The 20,809-nt window shown below is 45.1% G+C and carries 19 protein-coding genes; 7 read left to right on the top strand and 12 right to left on the bottom strand.

Translation table 11 applies throughout. The features are described from left to right. Positions 1-553: 553 nt before the first annotated feature. Both PG915_RS02225 and rpmE read right to left on the bottom strand, forming a co-directional pair. On the bottom strand, positions 554-1,813 hold the full coding sequence (locus PG915_RS02225) for a malic enzyme-like NAD(P)-binding protein (RefSeq protein WP_353497699.1): 1,260 nt from the start codon (positions 1,811-1,813) through the stop codon (positions 554-556). Between the two features lie 351 nt (positions 1,814-2,164). Then, positions 2,165-2,383 carry a 50S ribosomal protein L31 gene (gene rpmE / locus PG915_RS02220; protein ID WP_006071169.1) on the bottom strand — a complete coding sequence of 73 codons (219 nt, stop codon included), beginning with the start codon at positions 2,381-2,383 and terminating at the stop codon, positions 2,165-2,167. A gap of 283 nt (positions 2,384-2,666) precedes the next feature. Between rpmE and priA the strand changes: the two genes are divergently transcribed. The 5 genes from priA (at position 2,667) to hslU (ending at position 9,050) form a co-directional block, all read left to right on the top strand. Then, a complete protein-coding gene (priA, locus tag PG915_RS02215; RefSeq protein ID WP_353497698.1) occupies positions 2,667-4,868 on the top strand; it encodes a primosomal protein N' in 2,202 nt (733 codons plus the stop codon). A gap of 292 nt (positions 4,869-5,160) precedes the next feature. Continuing rightward, on the top strand, positions 5,161-6,168 hold the full coding sequence (cytR, locus tag PG915_RS02205; protein ID WP_112461353.1) for a DNA-binding transcriptional regulator CytR: 1,008 nt from the start codon (positions 5,161-5,163) through the stop codon (positions 6,166-6,168). Positions 6,169-6,249: 81 nt separating this feature from the next. After that, positions 6,250-6,798, top strand: coding sequence for an SPOR domain-containing protein (locus PG915_RS02200; RefSeq protein WP_353497697.1), 549 nt, complete (start codon positions 6,250-6,252; stop codon positions 6,796-6,798). A 158-nt stretch (positions 6,799-6,956) separates the two neighbouring features. Continuing rightward, positions 6,957-7,499 (top strand): ATP-dependent protease subunit HslV, encoded by a 543-nt coding sequence (hslV, locus tag PG915_RS02195; protein ID WP_353497696.1) that lies wholly within the window; start codon positions 6,957-6,959, stop codon positions 7,497-7,499. A 213-nt stretch (positions 7,500-7,712) separates the two neighbouring features. Further along, positions 7,713-9,050: an HslU--HslV peptidase ATPase subunit gene (gene hslU, locus PG915_RS02190; RefSeq protein WP_353497695.1), complete on the top strand. Its 1,338-nt coding sequence runs from the start codon at positions 7,713-7,715 to the stop codon at positions 9,048-9,050. 302 nt (positions 9,051-9,352) lie between these two features. On the opposite strand, the gene PG915_RS02185 is transcribed toward hslU, so the two are convergent. Continuing rightward, on the bottom strand, positions 9,353-9,655 hold the full coding sequence (locus PG915_RS02185; RefSeq protein ID WP_353497694.1) for a GIY-YIG nuclease family protein: 303 nt from the start codon (positions 9,653-9,655) through the stop codon (positions 9,353-9,355). 190 nt (positions 9,656-9,845) lie between these two features. Between PG915_RS02185 and PG915_RS02180 the strand changes: the two genes are divergently transcribed. Both PG915_RS02180 and rraA read left to right on the top strand, forming a co-directional pair. After that, positions 9,846-10,763 (top strand): 1,4-dihydroxy-2-naphthoate polyprenyltransferase, encoded by a 918-nt coding sequence (locus PG915_RS02180; RefSeq protein WP_353497693.1) that lies wholly within the window; start codon positions 9,846-9,848, stop codon positions 10,761-10,763. Between the two features lie 79 nt (positions 10,764-10,842). Further along, positions 10,843-11,361, top strand: a complete 519-nt coding sequence (rraA, locus tag PG915_RS02175) for a ribonuclease E activity regulator RraA (RefSeq protein WP_353497692.1) — start codon at positions 10,843-10,845, stop codon at positions 11,359-11,361. Positions 11,362-11,450: 89 nt separating this feature from the next. On the opposite strand, the gene PG915_RS02170 is transcribed toward rraA, so the two are convergent. The 9 genes from PG915_RS02170 to PG915_RS02130 are packed head-to-tail and all read right to left on the bottom strand — an operon-like array spanning position 11,451 to position 20,802. After that, positions 11,451-12,617: a nucleotide sugar dehydrogenase gene (locus PG915_RS02170; RefSeq protein WP_353497691.1), complete on the bottom strand. Its 1,167-nt coding sequence runs from the start codon at positions 12,615-12,617 to the stop codon at positions 11,451-11,453. Positions 12,618-12,628: 11 nt separating this feature from the next. Beyond that, positions 12,629-14,515 (bottom strand): polysaccharide biosynthesis protein, encoded by a 1,887-nt coding sequence (locus tag PG915_RS02165; protein ID WP_420884615.1) that lies wholly within the window; start codon positions 14,513-14,515, stop codon positions 12,629-12,631. A 55-nt stretch (positions 14,516-14,570) separates the two neighbouring features. Continuing rightward, complete coding sequence (locus tag PG915_RS02160; RefSeq protein WP_353497689.1) at positions 14,571-15,125, bottom strand: sugar transferase; 555 nt, start codon at positions 15,123-15,125, stop codon at positions 14,571-14,573. Then, on the bottom strand, positions 15,126-16,037 hold the full coding sequence (locus tag PG915_RS02155; protein WP_353497688.1) for an NAD-dependent epimerase/dehydratase family protein: 912 nt from the start codon (positions 16,035-16,037) through the stop codon (positions 15,126-15,128). Then, a complete protein-coding gene (locus PG915_RS02150; protein ID WP_353497687.1) occupies positions 16,034-17,164 on the bottom strand; it encodes a glycosyltransferase family 4 protein in 1,131 nt (376 codons plus the stop codon). The genes PG915_RS02155 and PG915_RS02150 overlap by 4 nt, the downstream gene beginning before the upstream one ends. Before the next feature lie 17 nt (positions 17,165-17,181). Then, entirely contained in the window at positions 17,182-18,093 is a 912-nt protein-coding gene (locus PG915_RS02145; RefSeq protein WP_353497686.1) for a glycosyltransferase, read from the bottom strand. Between the two features lie 51 nt (positions 18,094-18,144). Continuing rightward, the gene (locus PG915_RS02140) at positions 18,145-19,311 is read right to left on the bottom strand and encodes a hypothetical protein (RefSeq protein ID WP_353497685.1); all 1,167 of its coding nucleotides are present in this window, start codon (positions 19,309-19,311) and stop codon (positions 18,145-18,147) included. A 2-nt stretch (positions 19,312-19,313) separates the two neighbouring features. Then, the gene (locus PG915_RS02135; protein ID WP_353497684.1) at positions 19,314-19,985 is read right to left on the bottom strand and encodes a sulfotransferase family 2 domain-containing protein; all 672 of its coding nucleotides are present in this window, start codon (positions 19,983-19,985) and stop codon (positions 19,314-19,316) included. Between the two features lie 7 nt (positions 19,986-19,992). After that, positions 19,993-20,802 carry a hypothetical protein gene (locus PG915_RS02130; RefSeq protein WP_353497683.1) on the bottom strand — a complete coding sequence of 270 codons (810 nt, stop codon included), beginning with the start codon at positions 20,800-20,802 and terminating at the stop codon, positions 19,993-19,995. Positions 20,803-20,809 lie beyond the last annotated feature (7 nt).

The following is a 20,809-nucleotide window of genomic DNA, read 5'->3' as shown; positions in this document are numbered from 1 at the left end:
AAGAAGATTCCTGCCTGCGCAGGAATGACGCACGCTTTAAAGTCTCCATTGCCAAATTTATCGTCACCCCACTAGCCGCGCGCCTGCGTAGGCAGGGGCCTACTCATAGCGCGCACCAAGCCTCAGGAAGATTCCTGCCTGCACAGGAATGACGCACGCTATAGAGTCACCACGATCAAAATTATCGTCATCCCAAAGCTATCGTCACCCCACTAGCCGCGCGCCTGCGTAGGCAGGGGTCTACTCAAAGCGCGCACCAAGCCTCAAGAAGATTCCTGCCTGCGCAGGAATGACGCACGCTATAGAGTCACCACGATCAAAATTATCGTCATCCCAAAGCTATCGTCACCCCACTAGCCGCGCGCCTGCGTAGGCAGGGGTCTACTCAAAGCGCACACCAAGCCTCAGGAAGGTTCCTGCCTGCGCAGGAATGACGGGAGTGGTGGGCATATCACGTTAAAACTATTACAGTGTGTGATGCCATGACCGCCCAATAAAAAAGAGGGTCATCTAGACCCTCTTTCGTTAAATACGTTTCGTGTTCGCCACAACCTTAAGCCATATAACTATCTGGCAACTCAATACGAGCAACACCCGATTCTACTGCCGCTTTCGCGACCGCTTTAGCTACGCGAGGTAACAAACGCGGATCCATCGGTTTTGGAATGATGTAGTCTTTACCAAACGTCAACGATTCAACGCCTGCAGCATCTAGTACCTCTTGTGGTACCGGCTCTTTCGCTAGCTCACGAATCGCATCTACCGCAGCCAGTTTCATCTCATCATTAATCTCACTCGCACGCACATCTAGCGCGCCACGGAAGATAAACGGGAAACACAGCACGTTGTTAACTTGGTTTGGATAGTCTGAACGACCCGTACCCATAATCAGGTCATCACGAACCTGGTGTGCAAGCTCCGGTTTAATTTCTGGATCTGGGTTTGAACAAGCAAACACAATTGGCTTGTCCGCCATCAGCTTAAGTGCTTCTGGTGGCAGCAAATCAGGACCCGATACACCAAGGAATAGATCCGCACCTTCAATTACATCTTCTAGCGTGCGCTTGTCGGTGTTGTTGGCAAACAGCTCTTTATACTCGTTAAGATCATCACGACGCGTGTGGATCACACCTTTGCGATCCAGCATGTAGATCTTCTCACGCATTGCACCGCATTTGATCAAAAGCTCCATGCAAGCGATCGCCGCAGCACCAGCACCTAAGCAGACAATGGTCGCTTCCTTAAGATCTTTACCCTGCAGCTCAATCGCATTGAGCATACCTGCTGCGGTAACAATCGCAGTACCGTGTTGGTCATCGTGGAATACAGGCACATCACAACGCTCAATTAGGCGACGCTCAATTTCGAAACAGTCAGGCGCTTTAATATCTTCTAGGTTAATACCGCCAAACGTATCTGAGATGTTGGCAACCGTGTCGACGAACTCATCGATCGTGCGGTGTTTAACTTCGATATCAATAGAGTCCAAACCAGCAAAGCGCTTAAACAGCAGGGCTTTGCCTTCCATTACGGGTTTAGAGGCCATTGGCCCTAGGTTACCAAGACCTAAAATAGCGGTGCCGTTAGAGATCACCGCAACCATATTGCCCTTTGCGGTGTACTTATAAACGTTCTCAGCATTTTGCGCGATTTCACGTACTGGCTCAGCCACACCTGGGCTATAAGCCAATGCTAGGTCGGCAGCAGAGTTAGCGGGTTTAGTTAACGCTATTTCAATTTTTCCAGGGACGGGGTTGGCATGGTAATCAAGCGCTTGTTGGCGAAATTCGTCGATTTGATGATCATCGGACATGGTTAGCGATCCTGCATTTTTGAGACTGAATGGTATTGTTTTTTATGAGTATAAACCCGTTAATTTTTATTAGCTTTGCTTCTAAAGGGTTACATACACAGAGTGGGTACATTTGAACGGAGAGGAGGTATCTCAGATGTTCAATACTCTGGCAAAGTTATACTTTACAAAAACAATACTACGCGACTTCATCACGGTTTTGAATGGATGGACAAAATGAAAGCAGGAAAAAATTGGAAGTGAGTGCCAAAATCACTGAACTAAGATTGACACACAAAATGGACGAAACTGTCGCCTCAGAAATGCAAAAAGGACGCCGAAGCGTCCTTTTTTAATCTGCAAAAGTAATAATTACTTCTTGCTAGATAGAGCACCGAAACGCTTGTTAAAGCGATCAACACGGCCGCCAGTATCAACGATACGTTGCTTACCAGTGTAGAATGGGTGGCACTTGTCACATACGTCTAGGTGGATAGAATCTTTACCTAGAGTAGAGTTGAATTCGAATGTGTTGCCGCAAGAGCAAGTTGCTGTTACAGCTTTGTATTCTGGGTGGATACCAGCTTTCATGGGAAACCTCAATAATTTAGGCCGTGTCGCCATCCGATTCTAAGCCGGACACCACACGTAGTTAATAGATAGTCGATACCATCGCTTTGCATTCCAATAAGAAAGCAAGAAGCCATGCCATCAAGGCGCAGTATAGTAAAGAATAGTGCCAAGGGAATCAACTAAAATTGCGACTTTTTTCGCCACCTTCGGTGAGTCTGCGCCGATAAATTGATTCCACAGTCTATACAAGGCAGCCTATACCGTTAGAATAGACCTCTTCTTTATCAATACCGACCTCATTATGCGCCCAAATGTCGCTCGCGTGGCTTTACCCGTACCACTCGACAAACAGTTTGACTACCTAGTTCCAGCCCACCTATTTCCTGTGGTCGGCGGACGTGTGTCTGTCCCTTTTGGACCAAAGACCCTGGTCGGTATTGTGATAGCGTTCAGCCACGAATCTGAATTCCCGATAGAAAAACTTAAGCCAATAAAAGCGGCGCTCGACAGCTCACCTGTCTGGTCTAAACCGCTGTTTGATCTTATCTCATGGTGCAGCCTTTATTACCAATATCCGCTTGGGGACACGTTAAGTAACGCCCTACCCGCAGCACTGCGCAAAGGGAAACCCGCAGAGTTTGCAGCGACTGTTGAATGGCACATCACAGAATCGGGGAAAAATCAGCTCATCTCTGGTTTCGGTCGCGCAGTAAAGCAAGCCAAAGTCATGAGCATGCTCGAGTCAGGTCCGTGCTCGCATCAAACTTTCGTCGATAGTGATGTGAGTACAAGTGTGCTTAAAACACTCACGGAAAAAGGCTGGATCGCATCAATCGAGAAACAGACAAAGTCCACCACTTGGCCTGAGGCGATCTGTAACGATCCGCTTGATCTTCGCTTAAACGCCGAACAAGCCGTGGCTATTGCTTCGGTCAATAGCCAGAACGAGTTTGGCTGCTATCTGCTTGAAGGGGTCACCGGTTCAGGCAAAACCGAAGTCTACCTACAGATGATTAAGCCCGTGTTAGAGCGTGGCAAGCAAGCTTTGGTTCTCGTGCCGGAAATTGGCCTCACGCCACAGACTATCAACCGCTTTCGCAAACGCTTTAATGTGCCGATTGAAGTCATCCACTCTGGGCTTAATGACACCGAGCGCCTAAATGCTTGGTTAAGTGCACGCGATAAGGTCGCAGGCATTGTTATTGGCACCCGCTCGGCGCTGCTGACACCGTTTGCCGATCTCGGCATCATTATTGTCGATGAAGAGCACGATACGTCCTACAAACAGCAAGATAGCCTTCGTTATCATGCTCGCGATGTGGCTGTGATGCGCGCTAACAAAGAGCAGATCCCAATCATCTTAGGATCCGCAACGCCATGTATCGAAACGCTGCAAAACGCACTCGCAGGAAAGTATCATCATTTGATTCTCAGTCAGCGCGCAGGACTCGCCGTTCCGACCACAAACAAGGTGATTGATGTCAAAGGTCAGTTTCTCGAAGCTGGACTCTCGGCACCACTTATCGCTGAGCTACGCCGCCATTTAGAGGCGGGCAACCAAGTCATGTTGTTCTTGAACCGACGAGGATTTAGCCCAGCCCTAATGTGTCACGAATGTGGCTGGACTGCTGAGTGTCACCGCTGCGATGCGTACTACACCTATCACCAATCAAGCAATGAAATTCGCTGCCACCATTGTGGCTCGCAGCGCCCGATTGTGCATCAGTGTGAAGGCTGTGGATCGCATCAACTGGTCACTGTAGGCGTGGGGACTGAGCAGTTAGAGGCTCAGCTTGAGAGCTTATTTCCCGAATACAATACTATTCGTATCGACCGCGATAGCACTAGGCGCAAAGGCAGCCTAGAAGCCGCATTGGACGCTATCAAGAAGAATGAATATCAAATTTTGATTGGCACCCAAATGCTCGCCAAGGGACACCACTTCCCCAATGTGACGCTTGTGGCGCTGTTGGATGTCGATGGTTCACTGTATAGCAGTGACTTTAGAGCCTCAGAAAGGCTCGCCCAGCTCTTCATCCAAGTCGCTGGTCGCGCAGGTCGTGCCAGTAAGCCAGGCGAAGTACTGCTACAAACTCACCACCCAGAACATCCATTGCTGCAAAGCTTGCTGCATAAAGACTATCGCCACTTTGCCGAAACAGTCATTGACGAGCGTAAGCTAGCCAAGTTGCCGCCATTTAGTTTTTTGACTTTGGTTCGCGCCGAAGCCAACAACAGTAATGAAGTCGAGAACTTCCTAAGGCAGGTACGTTACTCATTGGAAGCTCATCCGCTCTTTGATAACGCTTGTATGGTACTGGGTCCAACCCCTGCACCCATAGCGAAACGCGCAGGAAAAGCGCGATGGCAACTGGTGCTGCAAGTACCGAGTCGCCCACAAATGCAGAAGATCATCAGCGCGGCCAAACCTGTCATTGCTCAATTGCCTTTGGCAAAAAAAGTGCGCTGGTCACTGGATGTAGAGCCGCAAGACCTCAGCTAGATACCCATTCTTAACCTAACACACCAAGCAAAATGGTTACTGACAAAAAAATAAGCGGCGTTAGTTGTGATATGCTTCACAATTGTTTTGCAAAATCTGTTAATCAGGCCGTAACTTTCATTCGAGAAATGAATAATATTTAGTATTGGTTCATGATTGTAAAAATAGATCTTATAAATCTATTTACTAGATAAATGAATCATTTAACACAGGAATAACCCACAGGGAAAGATAACAATAAATAATAGACCTTCCCTATAGGTTCAGACATACAGAGAGAGGACACACGTTTATGGCGACAATGAAGGATGTTGCCCAGCTTGCAGGCGTCTCAACGGCTACGGTTTCGAGAGCTTTGATGAACCCAGAAAAAGTGTCATCTTCTACGCGTAAACGTGTTGAAGATGCTGTTTTGGAAGCTGGTTATTCTCCCAATTCACTCGCACGCAATCTTCGCAGAAATGAATCCAAAACCATAGTGACGATTGTTCCCGACATTTGCGACCCGTATTTTTCCGAGATCATTCGTGGTATTGAAGATGCCGCAATGGAACATGGTTACCTAGTGTTACTGGGTGATAGTGGTCAGTCGAAAAAACGTGAAACCTCTTTTGTAAATCTCGTGTTTACTAAACAGGCCGACGGTATGCTGCTACTCGGTACTGACCTACCGTTTGATATCAGCAAGCCTGAGCAAAAAAACTTACCACCTATTGTGATGGCATGTGAATTTGCACCAGAGCTTGAGCTACCAACGGTTCACATTGATAACCTCACCTCAGCGTTTGAGGCGGTTAACTACCTTTCGAATTTAGGCCATAAGCGCATCGCACAAATCGCCGGTCCTGACACAGCATTCCTGTGCCGTTTTAGACAGCAAGGCTACCAACAAGCACTGCGCCGAGCTGGCCTGCCGATGAATCCAGCTTACACGGTTAAAGGTGACTTTACATTTGAAGCTGGCGCGCGATTGGTTCGTACCCTACTTGCCCTACCTGAACCACCAACCGCAATATTCTGTCACAACGATGTGATGGCGATTGGCGCAATGCAGGAAGCGAAGAAGCTTGGTCTGCGAGTTCCCCAAGACTTATCTGTAGTGGGCTTTGATGACATTCAATTTGCTCAATACTGCGATCCACCGTTAACCACCGTCTCTCAGCCACGATATGAGATTGGTCGCCAAGCGATGTATATGATGCTTGAAGTACTCAAAGGCGCGGACGTTCGCGCAGGCTCTCGCTTATTGGATACCGAACTTGTGATCCGCGACAGTGCGGCTCCTCCAAGAATCTTGTAGTTGGCACGATACTGACTTGCAACTTGACCTCGCGGTATTTACCATGAGGTCAGTGAGTTATTTCAATCAGAACCAATCTAAGTGGCAAACCGAGACTATGTAAGACGGGGCAAAGGCACCAGTCGTCGCCCTGCAAAAAAGAGAACTTCCGGTAAGAAACCCTGGCGCAGTGGCTTGCTAGCGATTTTGCTCGCCAGTGGGTTTGGTTACGGGTTGTACCTACTAAGTAACGACCCAGAGCCAGCCAAGCCCGCTCCTGTGACCACCAAACCAGCACCTAAGCCGAAACCAAAGCCGGCGAAACCAATCCCACCGCCACCTGAAGAAAAGTGGGACTATGTGGAAACCTTGCCAAAGCGTGAGGTTGAGGTAAAAGCCAAAGAGCAAGTGGTTTCTAAGATCCCTTACATCATGCAGTGCGGCGCATACAAAACGCTAGCACAGGCGGAAGCTCGTAAGTTGGACATTGCCTTCCAAGGCATCTCAAGCCAAATTCGCAAGAAAGAAAACAGCAGCTGGTTTAGAGTCGTACTGGGTCCTTACAAGCTTAAACGCGATGCCGAGCGCGAAAAGCACAAGCTACAGCGCGCTAAAATTGAGCCTTGCGCTATTTGGAAAGAAGCGCAGTAAGCTCTGAAGCTCGCCAACAAAAAACAACCAATAATCAGCCTCTCATAACAGGGGCTGATTTCGTTTACATTCCCGAAAAGCTCTTCCCCTTGAATTCCATTCCTCGCGTCCACATATCCATTCCATAACCAAATTAAAACCAATAAGAGGCAAACGTCGTGACTACTATTGTATCTGTACGTCGTAACAACAAAGTCGTGATCGCGGGTGATGGACAAGTATCGCTGGGCAACACCGTAATGAAAGGCAATGCCCGTAAGGTTCGTAGACTCTACAACAACCAAGTACTCGCAGGTTTTGCTGGCGGTACGGCTGACGCGTTTACTCTGTTTGAGCGCTTTGAAAGCAAGCTGCAAATGCACCAAGGCCACCTAACCAAAGCGGCGGTTGAGCTTGCGAAAGACTGGCGTAGCGACCGTGCACTTCGCAAACTAGAAGCGCTACTGGCGGTAGCGGATGAAACCGCTTCACTGATTATCACCGGTAACGGTGATGTGGTTCAGCCAGAGAATGACCTCATTGCGATTGGCTCTGGTGGTAACTTTGCTCAAGCGGCAGCGACGGCACTGCTCGAGAACACAGAATTAGATGCGCGCGAGATCGCAGAGAAAGCACTTAAGATTGCTGGCGATATTTGTGTGTTCACCAACCATCACCACACTATTGAAGAACTAGAAAGCGACGCGACAGAAAACAAGTAAGGTCGCCTCGGTAAATAAATGTCTCAGGCTGCTAACAAAATGCGTCATCCCCGCGTAGGCGGGGATCTACTGTTAGCACGCACCAAGCCTTGAGTAGATTCCTGTCTGCACAGGAATGACGTGCTTTTAAGCATGACACTGACACTAACTAGGTCATGAGTCTAATTTCCAACTGGCACACATTGGTGCCAGAAGTTTTGTAAGGAATTAATTATGTCTGAGATGACTCCTCGCGAGATTGTTCATGAGTTAAACCGCCATATCATTGGCCAAGACAAAGCTAAGCGCTCTGTTGCTATCGCGCTGCGAAACCGCTGGCGCCGCATGCAGCTCGAAGAGAGCTTACGTGTAGAAGTTTCACCAAAGAACATCTTAATGATCGGTCCAACGGGTGTGGGTAAAACCGAGATCGCACGCCGCTTAGCGAAACTTGCTAATGCTCCGTTCATCAAGGTAGAAGCCACCAAGTTCACAGAGGTGGGATACGTAGGTAAAGAAGTAGAAACCATCATCCGTGATCTGACAGACGTTGCGATCAAGATGACCCACCAGCAAGCGATGGAAAAAGTGAAATTCCGCGCTGAAGAGCAAGCGGAAGAGCGCATTCTTGACGCTCTGCTTCCACCAGCACGTGATGCTTGGGGTCAAAACGAGCAGCCTACTGACGACGCTTCTTCCAATACTCGTCAAATCTTCCGTAAGAAACTGCGCGAAGGCAAACTTGATGACAAAGAGATCGACATCGAAACAGCAGCGCCTCAAATGGGCGTAGAAATCATGTCACCTCCTGGTATGGAAGAGATGACGAATCAGCTGCAAAGCATGTTCCAGAACCTTGGCGGTGACACCAAGAAGAAGCGTAAGCTAAAAATTAAAGATGCTCTCAAAGCCCTTGTGGAAGAAGAAGCCGCTAAACTGGTCAATCAAGAAGAGCTAAAAGAGCAAGCAATTTACAACGTTGAAAACAACGGCATCGTGTTTATCGATGAGATCGATAAAATCTGTAAGCGTGGTGAAGCATCAGGTCCAGACGTATCACGCGAAGGCGTGCAGCGCGATCTACTGCCATTGATTGAAGGCAGCACGGTCTCAACCAAGCATGGCATGGTAAAAACAGACCACATCCTGTTTATTACCTCTGGTGCGTTCCAAGTAGCGAAGCCATCGGACCTTATCCCTGAACTACAAGGCCGCCTGCCAATTCGAGTTGAGCTAGAAGCCCTAAGCAGCGATGACTTTAAACGCATCCTAACCGAACCAAAAGCATCACTGACAGAGCAATACATCGCGCTGATGAAGACGGAAGAAGTCGATGTTGAATTCACCACCGACGGCATCCAACAGATCGCGGATGCGGCGTGGACAGTCAACGAAACTACCGAGAACATCGGTGCGCGTCGCCTTCATACTGTGATGGAGCGCCTGATGGATGAGATTTCATTTGAAGCCACTGACAAGCCTGGCTCGAAGCTCGTGATTGACTCTGGCTATGTGAAATCGAAGTTAGGTGAGTTTGTTGAAGATGAAGATTTGAGTCGCTTTATTCTTTAAAGAGTGTACTCAAATTATCGCCACGACTGAAATTATCGTCACCCTTAAAATTATCGTCACCCTTAAAATTATCGTCACCCTTAAAATTATCGTCACCCTTAAAATTATCGTCACCCCTGCGCAGGCAGGGGTCTACTCAAAGCACCAAGCCTCAAATAGATTCCTGTCTACACAGGAATGACGAGCCTTTAACATCACCGCACTCAAAATTACCGTCCCCCCTGCGCAGGCAGGGGTCTACTCAAGCACGCACTAAGCCTCTAGAAGATTCCTGTCTGTACAAGAATGACGAACCTTTAACATCACCATAATTCGTGACTTAAATCCTTCCAATAAGGGTTACTACTGGTCACCAACTCATTCTTCCAAGCCCACTCCCAATGGCGCAATTGCAGCTCTCTTGACGCAGCCTCTTCCATCGTTTCAAACCATTCGTAGTGAACCAGTTGATTGACGTTGTATTTCTTTACGATACCTTCGGTCACGCCGTGTTTGTGTTTCCAAATTCGCTCAGAAAGGTTAGATGTGACGCCGATATAGACCACGCCACGTCCTTTCGATGCAGCGATGTAGACGCACGGCTTTTTCGTTTTGTTTGAGTTCACTATGTTATCTCTTGTTTTCCCCTAGCCAGACGCCACATGCTATACCGCTTAACCGTGAAGATTTTCAGCGCACTTCACACACCCATCAATATCATACTAATCCCATACTAAGACCATATTTAGTGTGCGTATTTAGCCACTTCCCATTTTGCCGTATACTTACTTAAAACAGTTAATTCGTAGCGTAATCATGACTTCTTCTTTTCGTATTTGGCTCGATGCCGCAAGACCTAAAACATTGCCACTTGCGCTGGTTTCTATCATCACCGGCAGTGCCCTTGCCTTTTCTAAAGGTGAAATGTCATGGAGTGTGGCGCTGCTCGCGCTGCTGACAGCAACTTTGCTGCAAATCCTATCCAACCTTGCCAACGACTACGGCGATGCCGTAAAAGGCACCGACAACGAAAACAGGCTAGGCCCGATGCGCGCCATTCAGTCGGGAGAGGTCACGCAGCTAGAAATGAAAAAAGCCATCATTCTGAATGTGGTGCTGACTGTCGCTTCTGGATTGTTCTTAGTGTTACACGCCCTTGAATCGCTACAAAACATCCTCGCCTTTATCGGCCTTGGCGTACTGGCTATCGCAGCCGCTATCGCCTACACCGTGGGCAATAAACCATACGGCTATGTAGGACTTGGTGACATTTCAGTGTTTATCTTCTTTGGTTTGCTCGGTGTCTCTGGAACTTATTTCCTTCACACCGGCCATTTAGACACACTGCTATTTTTACCAGCCATTGGTTGTGGCTTACTCGCTGTTGCGGTACTTAACGTCAACAACATGCGCGACATAGAGAACGACAGCGCTTGCGGCAAACGTACCGTTGCGGTCCGTCTTGGTGAGCGCAAGGCTAAGTTGTATCACTTTGCCCTACTCGCCGTTGCAGTGAGTGCATTTGCGATGTATTTGTCGGTGCAGCAATCACCGCTTTGGATAAGCCTGCCTTTTGTACTGAGCTTGGTGGTGGTCATCAAACATGGTACCGCGGTATGGCAAACCACACAGCCTGCACAAATCGCCCCGATGATGCCTATTGTGGTTAAGTGCTCACTAGTCACCAACATCTTGTTTTCTGGTGTGGTTATAGCTCAAACTCTGATCACTTAATTGAGCCTTGTCATTGCATTGACCTATTCAACCGATATACTCGATTTATCCCTTTTGAAAACTGCATAGAAGAGCCGCCATGGAATACAGTACTTCAGCCCTATGTGATATCTACCTAGATCAAGTAGATGTTGTCGAGCCAATGTTTAGCAATTTTGGCGGCAGAGCCTCATTTGCAGGTCAAGTGACCTCAGTGAAATGCTTTGAAGATAACGGTGTGATCCGCGACATTTTAGAGCAAGATGGTGTAGGTCGCATATTGTTGATTGATGGCGGTGGTTCACTGCGAAAAGCCCTTATTGATGCGGAAATCGCTCAATTGGCCGAGGACAACGAGTGGGAAGGCATAATTGTCTACGGCTGCATTCGTGAAGTCGACGAGCTAGAAGACATGAATTTGGGCATTCAAGCGCTGGCCTCTATCCCTGTTGGTGCCACGCAATCAGATGTCGGGGAAGTGGATGTGCCGGTCAACTTTGGCGGCGTGACTTTCTTGCCAGAAGATTATGTGTATGCCGACAACACAGGGATCATCTTGTCTCAAGAGCCACTTGATGTGAGTTTTGAGGACGAAGAGACTCAAGAAACCGAAGAGTGATTCAATCACCACGGTAAAAAAGACACGAACAAAAAACGGGAGCATCACTGCTCCCGTTTCTATATCTATCAATTAATTCAATAACGAATTTAGTCGTTACCAAACAAATCACGCGTATAAACCTTGTCCGCGACATCTTCTAACTCAGGCAACATGCGGTTAGAGATAATCAAGTCAGCTTCTTGTTTAAAGGCATCCACATCCTGGATAACGCGCGAATGGAAGAAGTGCTCTTCTTTAAGTACAGGTTCATACACAATGACCTCAATACCTTTAGCTTTCAAGCGCTTCATAATGCCCTGAATGCTCGATGCGCGGAAATTATCCGAACCCGACTTCATGATCAAACGATAAACACCCACCACTTTAGGGTTGCGCTTCATGATCGACTCAGCAATAAAGTCCTTACGCGTGCGATTCGCATCCACGATAGCACCGATAATATTATTCGGCACTTCTTGATAGTTCGCCAGAAGCTGCTTGGTGTCTTTTGGTAGGCAGTAACCGCCATAGCCAAACGATGGGTTGCAGTAGTGCCCACCGATACGAGGGTCTAGAGCCACGCCTCCAATGATTTGACGCGTATCCAGACCCAAGGCTTCAGCATAAGAGTCTAACTCGTTAAAATACGCCACACGCATCGCTAGATAGGTGTTAGAGAACAGCTTCACCGCTTCCGCTTCGGTTGAGTCGGTATACAGTACGTCGATGTTTTGTTTCTGCGCGCCCTCTACCAGCAAATCACCAAACACCTTGGCACGCTCACTGCGCTCACCAATAATGATGCGAGATGGATTAAGGTTGTCATACAGAGCACTGCCCTCACGCAAAAACTCTGGTGAGAAGAACACGTTCTCTGTACCAAGCTCTTCACGAACGCGAACCGTGTAGCCCACTGGAATGGTTGATTTGATGACGATCACCGCATCCGGATTCACCGCAATCACATCTTTAATGACCGACTCAACAGAGCCTGTATTGAAATAGTTGGTCTGCGGGTCATAATCTGTCGGCGTGGCAACTATCACGTAGTTCGCACCGCGATATGCCAACTCTTTATCCAGCGTTGCAGTAAAGTTGAGATCATCACGCTGTAAAAACGCTTCAATTTCGCTATCAACAATCGGCGATTGCCCATTGCACAGCATCTCTACTTTTTCTGCATTAATATCGACCGCCACTACCTCATGATTTTGAGCCAGCAACATCGCATTCGATAGGCCTACATAGCCCGTTCCAGCAACTGCAATTTTCATAATTCTGTCTTTTAATTTGTTTGTGATTTGTTGACGTTAGATTGAGCCCAAACTAAGTCACCAATGCCATCAGTCGGCACAAAACCCGTTGGTGCTTGTAACATGAGCTGTCGCAACGCTTGTTGATCATAATCTTGTGCCGCTTGCTGCAAATCGTCAAGTAACTGATTGTATTCGACTTGCTCCATTGAGACTTCTTGGGCGGTCATAATGCGATCGTGAGACGTCTTGGAAACACTGTCGCCAATAAGCAGTTCTTCAAACAGCTTTTCACCTGGCCTTAGGCCTGTGTAGAGGATTTCAATGTCACCCTCTGGGTTAAGGTCGTCTTTCACTTCCAGCCCAGACAGGTGAATTAGGTTTTTCGCTAAGTCTGAAATTCGAACCGGCTCACCCATATCAAGCACAAACACATCACCGCCCTTTGCCATGGCGCTCGCTTGAATCACAAGCTGCGCAGCTTCAGGAATAGTCATGAAGTAACGAATAATGTCCTTATGCGTGACAGTTACTGGTCCGCCCTTAGCAATTTGCGCCTTAAAGAGCGGAATGACCGAGCCAGATGAACCCAGTACATTACCAAAGCGTACCATCGAAAACAGGGTTTGATGGTCTTTCTGATAACCTTTTGCCAAAGCCTGTAAGCCCAGCTCCGCCAGACGTTTGGTTGTTCCCATTACATTGGTCGGGCGCACCGCTTTATCGGTAGAAATGAGCACAAAAGAAGACACTCCGGCCTCAATCGCTGCACATGCGGCGCGGTACGTACCAAACACATTATTTTGAATACCTTCAGCGACGTTGTATTCAACCAACGGTACGTGTTTGTAGGCTGCTGCGTGGTAAACCGTCTCAACACCAAAACTGGTCATTGTGTTGACCAATCTTTTCTGGTTTTGAACATTGCCCATGATAGGCACAATCTCAATACCTTGGGCTTTTTGGTTCAGCTCTCTTTCGATGCTATACAACGAGAACTCTGACGCTTCAAACAGAACCAATCTACTTGGCTTGTATTTAATGATCTGTCGACAAAGCTCTGAGCCAATAGAGCCACCAGCGCCCGTGACCATCACGGTTTTGTCTTTGATGTTTTTTTCTAGCAACAATTGATTAGGCGAAACAGAGTCTCTTCCCAACAGGTCGTCAATCGCGACCTCTTTAAGCTGCTCAATTTTAAGCTCACCACTCACGATATCGCTCAGACTTGGAATGGTCATAACTTCGATAGGAAAATCTGAGAATCTCTCTATGATACGTTTACGCTCATTTCGAGACGCCTTGGGAACGGCAAGGAAAACTTTTTCTACTTGATGCTTTCCCAATAACCGGGAGATGTACTGGGGCCTAAATATCGTGACTCCTTGTATTGTCGTCTTGTGTTTTTTCAGGTTGTCATCAATGAAAGCAACGACACGATAGTCCTCACTTTGCGATACCACCTGATACAGCTGCCGACCCGCTTTGCCTGCACCATAAATCAATACCGGTGTACGACCGCTAATCAAAAAGTCAGATATCAAAAACCTTACAAAAAGACGGGCACCACCACTCAATGTAACCAAAAAGGTTGCGTAAATAACCGGCACTGAGCGGGGCAAAAATATCTGAAAATAGTAAGAGAAAAGTATGATTGAAAGTGCAGACAGCGCGGCACCAAAAGCTATCGTTACTACAGCCTGCAAGCCCAAATACCGAAGTACAGCCCGATAGAGACCAAAATGAGTAAATACAGCCAATGTCACTACAGTGACAGAAACGAAAACATACCAATATTCAATATCTTGCCAAAATACGTCTATTGCTCCCATCCGAGAGTAAAACGCTGCCCAAAATGAGACAAATATGAAGACAGTATCAAAAAACAAGCTGACCGCTCTTTTGCCCGCTCTGGGCATGGTCCAAATTGGATTAAGAGAAAACACTATTACCTCTAGTCAATAGGGAGCTTTATCAAGATTTAGAGACACGGTCACCCGCACCCTTGCCTGTTGCTGTCGCAATAATGTAATCAAAATATCGACCTACAGTAAGAGTATCGAGCATTTTCCGATCTGTCTTTGCAAGAAGTTCAGGTGTAGACATATCAATATTGCTCACCTGAGCCAATCCAGTAACACCAGGCAACGCGTCGTATACATTCAACTTATCACGCTCTTCAATCAGTTCTGCCTGATTAAATAAATTAGGCCGAGGCCCAACTAGGCTCATTTCACCTTTAACGACATTAATAAGCTGTGGTAGCTCATCAATTTTAGTTTTACGCAAAAATGCACCAAATTTAGTAATTGAACTGCGACTAGCAAGGTGGCTCGCAACTGATGCCGTGTCTACAGACATAGTTCGGAACTTGATCAATTTAAAAGGTCGCTTACCTCGACCGACTCGCTCTTGAATAAAGATAGGCGACCCGGTATCAAAGTAACCAACAAGTGTCACAACCAACAAAATGGGTAGTGTCAAAACCAGACCAACAACAGATAAAACCAAATCGATAATACGTAACATTTATAACTCTTCTTTTTGATTGCAAGAAAGACCTTGTTGCATTGTATATGGAGGAACCCAGCCAAGTTTCTCAAATGTCTCGTCGACTTCCAAAACTAAATCACCAAGCAACTGCTCAGCCATGGCTCGCTTACCTAACAGATCCGCTCCCCAGTACATTAATGAAGTAGGTACCAACAATTGCCAACAAGACTTCCCCTGCGCCAGCGCGATTTGACGAACCAATTCTCGCGTAGATACTGGCTCACGCTCTGCGACTAACCAAGCTTTACCAGTCGCCTCTGGCAAATAACAGCAACGATAGAGAAAGTCCGCTAAATTTGTGCAAGAAATGATACTGCGTCTATTTTTTACAAGCCCAAAAGGCAACAAAGGAAACGATTTCACAAGCTTAGCAAGAGCACCAAAGTTTCCTGGCGCTTCACTACCATAAACCAAAGGAGGTCTTACAATGACCACATCCATCTCAGATTGATCTTGCAACTCTAAAAGAGCCTGTTCCGCAAGCCACTTAGATTTGGCATAGTCATTATGTGGGGCAGCTGACGAGTGATTGGTTAATCCTTTACTATCGGTACCATTTCCAAGCACACCAACCGTACTGACAAACACAAAACGCTTCACTCCTGCAGAAGCGGCACTTCTAGCCAAGTGCATTGTGCCCTTATAATTGATCTCGTAAAAGTCATCAACTGATGAGCCTTTATTGTGCGCGACTCCTGCTAAGTGAATCACTGCATCACAATTATCAAAGGCACCGCTCCAGCACGTTTGATCATCTATGCTTTCGACCGAAAAGGTGTCGTCTTGCTCACCTTGAGTACGGCGTGAAACACAACGGTACTCAGCCAGCCCTTGCTTGCGTATTTCTTTACCGATAAACCCAGTTGCACCCGTCAATAAAATCGTCATTCGCACGCCTTTTGATAAAAACTAAACGTCTTTTTAAGCATCGACTCGAGCGTAAACCTTTTATTGTAAGCCTCTAGCCCCCTCTTACCGTGTTCTGCAAGGAGTTCCGGGTGCTGACTATAGAGCTCAAATGCTTGCGCTAGCTTCGCTGCTCTATCTTCTACCGGAATGATTACCCCTGTAACATCAGTCTCAACCAACTCACGAACTCCACCTACATCACTTGCAATAACAGGCAAGCCTGCAGACATTGCTTCTATTATTGTCAAAGGTAGACCTTCCCAATTCGAGATCAAAATAAAGCCATGACTCTTCGACAAAACATCTCTCACTTGAGTGGGTTCCAAATAGCCATGAAATCGGACTTTACTCTCAACACCCAATGAGCAAGCCAAGGTTTTACAGGCCTCCAAACTAGGCTCGCTTCCAACAAAATCAATACTGATACGGTGTGAGTCACTCATTGCCAAAGCTTCAAGCAGGATACTCTGACATTTCGGCTCATCGAATCGAGCTACCATCGCAAATCTCAACATCTCTTGCTCATCAATAGCGTGATTAGTCGTTGAGCTTGTATATGATGCTGGTGCAACACCATTTTGGATCGCAACCATTTTATCCATATTGGCAAAATGGTACTTCTTGGCTAGCGCCCTATCTTGTTTAGAGACAGTAATCACATAGGTAGGTAGCCACGACATTATCCATTCAATCGTCAGATATAAAGCTTTACGAGTTCTGGGAATTCCATTGGTAAACGGCCAACCATGAATGGTGAATACACGAGGAACCCTCAAGCCAATGGTAGCCAAACGACCGACCAAACCAGCCTTAGCAGAATGCAAATGAACGAGTTCAGGTGAGACAGTTTTTATTAACGCCCGTATTTCACGAATCGCTTTAATGTCAGAGCGCAAATCAAGTTCACGCTGCAGGTAAGAAAGGCAATGCACTTGGCATGGTTCATTGTCTTGGAGGTATCGACTAAATTCACCTTCACCACCAAGTGCGACATGAACCTCATAGCCCTCCACTTTAGCGTAACGAATGAGATCGATAAGATGAATGCTCGCCCCCCCTACAACATCAGAGCGAGTAATAATATAAAGTAGAGATTTCTTTGTCATAGCCTAACGCACGTTCATCACTTGATAAGTCGGTTAATGATACCTAGAAAGTCAATTTCTAGAAGGATTTCTTCCCATGTGAATTTTTTCGCTTTCTCCAAGCTAATTATTGCATTGGGGTTGTTAATAAGCGATTGAAAAGTTCTCTTATCTAACGAGCTAATAGTAGCGAAGTCATAGCCATAACGCCTGCTATGTTCGTTTATCCACTCATACTGATTGGAAATAACAGGTAGCCCAGCAACCAAGTATTCAATAACTTTTGTTGATGTTTGCCGAGTCAATGGGTATTCGTCAGGCATAATATTTAGCCCCGCTTTAGACTTAGACAGGTAATGTAGGACTTGGTCTCTATCAAGCATGCCAAGAAAGGTTACTCCCTTCATCTGACTCAGCAATAATTCATCGTCAGAGTTAGTACGCCCAGCAACCACGATAGAGAAACCTTGGCGTGCTAAATCGGAAATGGCGGGCACTACATTCTTCCGTTGACTTATCGCTCCGAAATAACAAACATCAAACTCCTTTTCACAGTTTATGGAGCGTAATGATAATACCGCATCGCTTGCCCCCATATCACGATAGAAACGAGGAATTTGACGACTGAAATAATACTCTCCTTCAACAAAGGCATTTAAAAATGAATAATATTTAGGTTTGGAAGCTAAGATTGATTTCGATATATTCTTAAGAAAAGCGAATCGACCAACACTTGCTGTGTGATATTCATGAACTTCTGGCGTTCCTTTTACAATGCAACCTCTCAATACACCACCAAACCGATAGTATAAGCGAGCTTTCAGCTCACTCGCTTCTAACTCGCTTTCTACAACGGACGTAGAGAGCCCCCTACAATTGAGAAACTTACTATACGCATCAGCTTCAGGTATAAAAGCCTTACCAGTTTTAATGAAACATACATCAATCATAAAATCACCGATCACACTATAAACAGCGCACATTAAAAATTCTTACCAGAATTATCTATCTAATATTTCCAGAACTTTCGACAGTTCAATAGATTCATCCGAAAAGTAGTCAACACCATCAACAAGATAACCATGAATATACTTAAGCAAGTCATCTCGTGTGAAATCTTTATAAAAAGCTTCACCTATAACCTCTACATCTTTGTCGAGAATCATGGACTCTAAGCCAACCGTGGAATTTATAGTTATAACTTTCTTTGAATTCGACAATAAATCGACTGTATTTTGACTCGAGAGCAAGAAATTTAGTTTCTCCTTAAGGCTTAGAATACACTCCACCTGGCTAACACTACTTTCTGCAGGATGTATTTTAACCACTAACTTAGCACCCACCCTTTCTGCCACTTGAGCACTATAAACAATCAAATCTACATTGTTGTATTTCGAGTTTATTTTTATTTGGGTATCCCCCGAAACCTGCAATGGCACAAAAAAATAGTCATCCTCCAGGCTAACAATATCCGTTTCAAATTCCGAACCAACCTTATGCTTAATGAGTGAAGTAGGGTGGATGTTTCTACTAAAGAAAATTTCTTTCAAAAATAAATTAAGGGCGCTAAATACCTTCTTTTTATGGTTAACACTTGCTTGAGGTGGCGGAGAGGTCTTATATAACCTGTAATCATCCAGCCACTGCTTATGAATAGCTTCATTAATAGGTGGTAGATGATTAAAATTTTCTATTGAAGACTGAGCATTAACCCCTTTTCTGTCAACAAATATTTTCTTAGGTAAGTTTGATAGCTCCAAAAACAAAGTGGTCACATTTTTACTTCGGTAATAATTAGCAACCGTTTTACCTAGAACTTGCTGACCATTCCAAATAACAACTTTTTCTATTCTTGAAAACTTTTTTTTAGAAATCGTGTTTTCAATAGCTGAAGCCCACATAGAAGCCCCCTCAACTGCCATGGCATCATTAAGGACTTCGATTGTAGTTTCCAACTCATCTTTTCTTATATTTGTAACGCGATTCAAACCATTGGACATTCTATGTACATATTGACACTCAAATCCATTTATAAGACTCAGTACTTTTACCAGTGGTTCTGTAGTAATCAATAAGGCTTTATTTTTGATTGGCTCTGCTAAACGGCTTATAAATTGAAAACGCTCAAGAGACTCGCAACAAAAAAGGACTGTTCTATAACTCAGCATATTTAAAACTCATAATTAAGTAATTTTATATCGTTTTCATAGTGTTTCGCTACAATACGAATAGTATCTTGGGAGTAATGCTTCTTATAACTTTTGGAGTCACGATTACTAGAGTTTACTTTTTGTAACTTAGGTACATCAACATCAAGTCTTTTCGCTATATCTAAAAAACCGTCTTCAATATTTTCAAAGCGAGCTACATAGTCAATATCAAAGTTGCCTTTCGAATCTAGAAGGAAGTCAGATTGTGGTCGAAAATGAACCCAGCTTGAAATTTCCTTTTTTTTCAGACCATTTAAAATAAAGTCCTCAAAGCTTTTATACTCACTCAAATACTTCTCTGAAAACTCCTGATCTGACTTGTAAGGTGTAAATTTCGTCAAGTAATTATAAGCTGAATATAGTCGATCCCAAGGATTCCTAACAACTGTAAATTTGAAATAAGCTTCTTTTTTTTTCGGACTTTCCCATTCAAACTTTTTTATTGAGTAATGACCGGGGTGCTTGTCATTAAACAAAGCCAAACTGATACTCTGCCCAGCAGATTTTGGTATATGAATAAATATACATCTGTGCATCAAATAATAATCATGATAGACACTTCGCCCTCTTAAGCGCTGTATCATAGAGCGAAATTGTATTGGGATAATATTTCTAACTATTTTTCGTATCATAGAAAACCTATTTCAATATATTTTCACTAAGCGGCCTTAAGGTTGTTTTATTGCTTTCAACATCAAAGCTCATAAGGTTTACAAAATGTTCAACTTCTCGCCAATTTTCAGGCCAAGCCTTTGTCTGACTACTTTCTAGTTTTGCATACTTAAAATGATAGTACATTGGCTGCTGCATCTTATAAATAAACAACCTTCGAAAAATTGCATACAATAGGCCTTTCTTATATATGTTTAGTATTTCACATTTAGGGCCATTACTAAACGCACTCTTCTTAGATTTAAATATTCGAACTTCATTACCCGTATATATTCTCGAATTCACTGTGGCACACAAACCATCTGCACACTCAACTCCTTTCATTGCAACATAACCGCGCTTATTTTTACGCCATTTAGAAAGGTACTTCCTTAAATCCGTACTCGCAATCATATCACCATCCCACTTAAATGCATGCTTTGTTGGAATGAATTGAGTACCAAAGTTGTAAAAGAACGTTCTACTATAAACACTAGTTTCATCCTGTTCTGAATATCCAGGGCCATTTGGCCAAGATTCATAAGGGTAATGTACTATAGTCGCTTTACTATCCTTCATAACTTCTTTAACGATTTCAGCCGTCTTATCATTCGATGGCTGAATAAGAATAACGTAATAATCAAACAAACCTTCAATTGATCTTAGAGATGCTTCTATTGTTTGAGCTTCATCCTTTAATCGAATAAATGCTGTAATACCATCATCTAAATGCGTCAAGCCATGATCATACTTCAAAACGTCATTTTCGATTGGTTTAAAAAAAATCTCACTATTCATTATAAAC

It is taken from the genome of Vibrio sp. CB1-14 (assembly GCF_040412085.2).
Lineage (GTDB): Bacteria > Pseudomonadota > Gammaproteobacteria > Enterobacterales > Vibrionaceae > Vibrio > Vibrio chaetopteri.
This window is presented reverse-complemented; position numbering and strand designations above follow the sequence as displayed.

Bases quoted from the DNA above. Each gene is read 5' to 3' on its own strand.
- cytR (WP_112461353.1), top strand. From the start codon at position 5,161: ATGGCGACAATGAAGGATGTTGCCCAGCTTGCAGGCGTCTCAACGGCT.
- PG915_RS02170 (WP_353497691.1), bottom strand. From the start codon at position 12,617: ATGAAAATTGCAGTTGCTGGAACGGGCTATGTAGGCCTATCGAATGCG.
- rpmE (WP_006071169.1), bottom strand. From the start codon at position 2,383: ATGAAAGCTGGTATCCACCCAGAATACAAAGCTGTAACAGCAACTTGC.
- PG915_RS02145 (WP_353497686.1), bottom strand. From the start codon at position 18,093: ATGATTGATGTATGTTTCATTAAAACTGGTAAGGCTTTTATACCTGAA.
- rraA (WP_353497692.1), top strand. From the start codon at position 10,843: ATGGAATACAGTACTTCAGCCCTATGTGATATCTACCTAGATCAAGTA.
- PG915_RS02150 (WP_353497687.1), bottom strand. From the start codon at position 17,164: ATGACAAAGAAATCTCTACTTTATATTATTACTCGCTCTGATGTTGTA.
- hslU (WP_353497695.1), top strand. From the start codon at position 7,713: ATGTCTGAGATGACTCCTCGCGAGATTGTTCATGAGTTAAACCGCCAT.
- PG915_RS02225 (WP_353497699.1), bottom strand. From the start codon at position 1,813: ATGTCCGATGATCATCAAATCGACGAATTTCGCCAACAAGCGCTTGAT.
- PG915_RS02135 (WP_353497684.1), bottom strand. From the start codon at position 19,985: ATGATACGAAAAATAGTTAGAAATATTATCCCAATACAATTTCGCTCT.
- PG915_RS02130 (WP_353497683.1), bottom strand. From the start codon at position 20,802: ATGAATAGTGAGATTTTTTTTAAACCAATCGAAAATGACGTTTTGAAG.
- PG915_RS02165 (WP_420884615.1), bottom strand. From the start codon at position 14,515: ATGCCCAGAGCGGGCAAAAGAGCGGTCAGCTTGTTTTTTGATACTGTC.
- PG915_RS02140 (WP_353497685.1), bottom strand. From the start codon at position 19,311: ATGCTGAGTTATAGAACAGTCCTTTTTTGTTGCGAGTCTCTTGAGCGT.
- PG915_RS02180 (WP_353497693.1), top strand. From the start codon at position 9,846: ATGACTTCTTCTTTTCGTATTTGGCTCGATGCCGCAAGACCTAAAACA.
- PG915_RS02155 (WP_353497688.1), bottom strand. From the start codon at position 16,037: ATGACGATTTTATTGACGGGTGCAACTGGGTTTATCGGTAAAGAAATA.
- priA (WP_353497698.1), top strand. From the start codon at position 2,667: ATGCGCCCAAATGTCGCTCGCGTGGCTTTACCCGTACCACTCGACAAA.
- PG915_RS02160 (WP_353497689.1), bottom strand. From the start codon at position 15,125: ATGTTACGTATTATCGATTTGGTTTTATCTGTTGTTGGTCTGGTTTTG.